The sequence below is a fragment of the Cellulomonas sp. P5_C6 genome (assembly GCF_054049635.1).
The window spans coordinates 1-3551 of sequence record NZ_JBFULZ010000287.1 but is presented as its reverse complement, the minus strand read 5'-3'; the positions used below and the strand labels follow the sequence as shown (position 1 = coordinate 3551).

Genomic DNA, 3551 nt, shown 5'->3' with positions numbered 1-3551 from the left:
GCGTTGCACCAACACGAACCTGCCGGCAGGCGTCAGCCGGGCATTAGCGTGAGACACGAGAGACCTCCGTTGGTCCAAGTGGTTCCTTCAGCAGTCCCACTCGACCCGGAGGTCTCTCGTCACGTCAACAACGGTCTTGGTCAGTACATCTAGTCCCCGCGCAGCTGAGCGACCCGCACCCGCACCAGCGCCTCGTCCGCGTCGACGTCCACCAGCTTGTCGCGGCTCGTCGCACCGGACACCAGGGTGACGTGGCGGGGTCGCACCCCGAGGGCGACCGCGAGCGCGTCCAGCGCCGCCTCCGTGGCCGCCCCGTCGACCGCCCGCGCACTCACCGCCACCACGAGCCGGTCGGCGTGCACGCCACCGACGGCCGTGCGCGAGGCCCCGGGCCGGACCCGGATCGCGAGGCGCACCTCAACCCCGCCGGGTGCGCACGAACAAGGCCACCCCGACGACGACCAGCGCGAGCCCGACCAGCGCGAACGGCCACGGGCTCCACTGCGCGACGCACTCGGTCCCGCTCGCGGTCCTGGTGCAGTACTCCCCGGGCCCGTGCCGGTTCAGCCAGGCGATCGTCAGCGGCAGCGCCCCGAGGCCGGTGATCACGCCCAGCTGGGCGGGCCGCAGCCCCTGACGCGCGACGAGCACGCCGGCGACCGCCAGCAGCGCGAGCGCGACCACCAGGCCGGCCACCAGCACGGCGCCGAGGCCGAGGCCGATGCCCGCCCCGAGCAGCACCCAGCCCAGGAACGCGCCGAGGCCGGTGCCCGGGCGCCGGACCGTGACCTCCTCGGCCCACACCGTCAGACCAGGCCGAGCGCCCTCACGGCGTCGCGCTCCTCGACCAGCTCCGCGACGGACGCGTCGATGCGGCCGCGCGAGAACTCGTCGATCGACAGGTCCGGCACGATCTCCCACTCGCCGCCGGACGACGTCACCGGGAACGACGAGATGAGGCCGGCGGGCACGCCGTACGAGCCGTCCGAGACGATGCCGGCCGACGTCCAGTCCCCGGCGRGCGTGCCGTGCACCCAGGAGTACACGTGGTCGATGGCCGCGTTGGCCGCCGAGGCCGCCGACGACGCGCCACGGGCCTCGATGATGGCGGCGCCGCGCTTGGCCACGGTGGGGATGAACGTGTCGCGGACCCAGGCGTCGTCGCCGACGACGTCGAGCGCCGGGCGACCGCCCACGGTCGCGTGCGACAGGTCCGGGTACTGCGTGGCGGAGTGGTTGCCCCAGATGGTCAGCCGCTCGATGTCCCCGACCTTCGCGCCGGTCTTCGTCGCCAGCTGCGAGACCGCCCGGTTGTGGTCCAGGCGGGTCATCGCCGTGAAGCGGTGCGCCGGCACGTCGGGGGCGTGCGACGAGGCGATGAACGCGTTCGTGTTGGCCGGGTTGCCCACGACGAGGACCCGGACGTCCTCGGCCGCGCCGGCGTTGATCGCCTGCCCCTGGGGCTTGAAGATGCCCCCGTTGGCCGAGAGCAGGTCGCCGCGCTCCATGCCGGCAGTGCGGGGTCGGGCACCGACGAGCAGCGCCACGTTGACGCCGTCGAACGCGGCCGTCGCGTCGTCGTAGATCTCGACGCTGTCCAGCGTGGTGAACGCGCAGTCGTCCAGCTCCATCGCCGTGCCCTCGGCGGCCTTGACGGCCTGCGGGATCTCGAGGAGCCGCAGGCGGACGGGGGTGTCGGCGCCGAGAAGCTGCCCGGAGGCGATCCGGAAGAGCAGCGCGTAGCCGATCTGCCCGGCGGCTCCGGTGACGGTGACGGTGACGGGCGAGCTGGCCACGGAACGGGCTCCTTCGGTCGACGACGACGGCGCCCTCACGCTACCCCGCAGACGACCGACGGCGCCCACCCTCAGAAGTGGACGGGCGCCGTCGCCTCTACTGACGAGGCGGGTGCTCAGGCGAGCTTGGCCGCCAGGTTGGCGTCGAGGGTCGCCAGGAACTCCTCGGTGGTCTGCCACGCCTGGTCCGGGCCGACCAGCGACGCGAGGTCCTTGGTCATGGCGCCGCTCTCGACGGTCTCGACGACGACCTGCTCGAGGGTCTCGGCGAACTGCGTGACCTCGGGCGTGCTGTCCAGCTTGCCGCGGTGCTTGAGGCCACCGGTCCAGGCGAAGATCGACGCGATCGGGTTGGTCGACGTCGGCTTGCCGGCCTGGTGCTGGCGGTAGTGGCGCGTGACCGTGCCGTGCGCCGCCTCGGCCTCGACGGTCTTGCCGTCGGGGGTCATGAGGACCGACGTCATCAGGCCGAGCGAGCCGAAGCCCTGGGCCACGGTGTCGGACTGCACGTCGCCGTCGTAGTTCTTGCACGCCCAGACGTAGCCGCCCTCCCACTTCATGGCCGCGGCGACCATGTCGTCGATGAGGCGGTGCTCGTAGGTGAGGCCGGCCTCGGCGAACTGCGCGGCGTACTCGGCGTCGAACACCTCCTGGAAGATGTCCTTGAACGAGCCGTCGTAGGCCTTGAGGATGGTGTTCTTGGTCGACAGGTAGACCGGGTAGCCGCGCTGCAGGCCGTACGCGAACGAGGCGCGGGCGAAGTCGCGGATCGAGTCGTTGAAGTTGTACATGCCCATGGCCACGCCGCCGCCGTCGGGGTACGTGACGACCTGCTGCGTGATCGGCTCGGAGCCGTCCGCGGGCGTGTAGGTCATGGTCAGCGTGCCGGCGCCGGGGACCTTGAAGTTGGTCGCGCGGTACTGGTCGCCGAACGCGTGACGGCCGATGATGATCGGCTTGTTCCAGCCCGGCACCAGGCGCGGGATGTTGGAGATGATGATCGGCTCGCGGAAGACGACGCCGCCGAGGATGTTGCGGATGGTGCCGTTGGGCGACACCCACATCTTCTTCAGGCCGAACTCCTCGACGCGGGCCTCGTCGGGCGTGATCGTCGCGCACTTGACGCCGACGCCGTGCTCCTTGATGGCGTGGGCGGCGTCGATGGTCACCTGGTCGTCGGTGGCGTCCCGGTTCTGGATCGACAGGTCGTAGTAGCGCAGGTCGATGTCGAGGTAGGGGTGGATCAGCCGGTCCTTGATGAACTGCCAGATGATGCGCGTCATCTCGTCGCCGTCGAGCTCGACGACCGGGCCGACAACCTTGATCTTCGCCATGCGGGTATCTCCTGTGATGGGGACGGGTGGGGGCACGGCACGGGTCTTGCGGGTGTGCCGGCGCGGGTCCGCGGACAAGATTACTCGACGTCGAGAGATCTGTGCTGGTCGGCCACAGGCCGGGTGTGCACCGTGACCGATGGCACCGCTACTGGCATGCTGGCACCACCAGGGGCATGGCGCCGATCGTCGCGTCGCCACGACCGCACAGCCGGACGTGGCAGGCTCCCCGCGCACCAGCCCCTTTCATCGACGGTTACTCACGACAGGATCGACATGTCACAGGACACCCCCGACAAGGCCGCCGGCTCCCCGGAGCCCGACGAGACCACGGTCGCCGGCACGCCCGAGCCCGCCGCGGCGGCACCCGCCGCCGCTCCCGCAGCGCCCGTCGAGCCCGCGGCGCCCACGGCGCCGGCGC

Annotated in this window: 4 protein-coding genes; all 4 read right to left on the bottom strand. The window is 71.4% G+C overall.

Annotated elements, in window-relative coordinates; genetic code table 11:
- Window positions 1–149: 149 nt before the first annotated feature.
- Window positions 150–416 carry a DUF167 domain-containing protein gene (locus ACXJKG_RS20165; RefSeq protein ID WP_456847503.1) on the bottom strand — a complete coding sequence of 89 codons (267 nt, stop codon included), beginning with the start codon at window positions 414–416 and terminating at the stop codon, window positions 150–152.
- Window position 417: 1 nt separating this feature from the next.
- The gene (locus ACXJKG_RS20160) at window positions 418–804 is read right to left on the bottom strand and encodes a hypothetical protein (RefSeq protein ID WP_456847502.1); all 387 of its coding nucleotides are present in this window, start codon (window positions 802–804) and stop codon (window positions 418–420) included.
- A 2-nt stretch (window positions 805–806) separates the two neighbouring features.
- Window positions 807–1796: a malate dehydrogenase gene (locus ACXJKG_RS20155; RefSeq protein WP_456847501.1), complete on the bottom strand. Its 990-nt coding sequence runs from the start codon at window positions 1794–1796 to the stop codon at window positions 807–809.
- A 116-nt stretch (window positions 1797–1912) separates the two neighbouring features.
- Window positions 1913–3130: an NADP-dependent isocitrate dehydrogenase gene (locus ACXJKG_RS20150; RefSeq protein WP_456847500.1), complete on the bottom strand. Its 1218-nt coding sequence runs from the start codon at window positions 3128–3130 to the stop codon at window positions 1913–1915.
- Between the last annotated feature and the right edge of the window lie 421 nt (window positions 3131–3551).

Coding starts and splice junctions, on each gene's coding strand:
- ACXJKG_RS20150 (WP_456847500.1), bottom strand. CDS start 3,130: ATGGCGAAGATCAAGGTTGTCGGCCCGGTCGTCGAGCTCGACGGCGAC.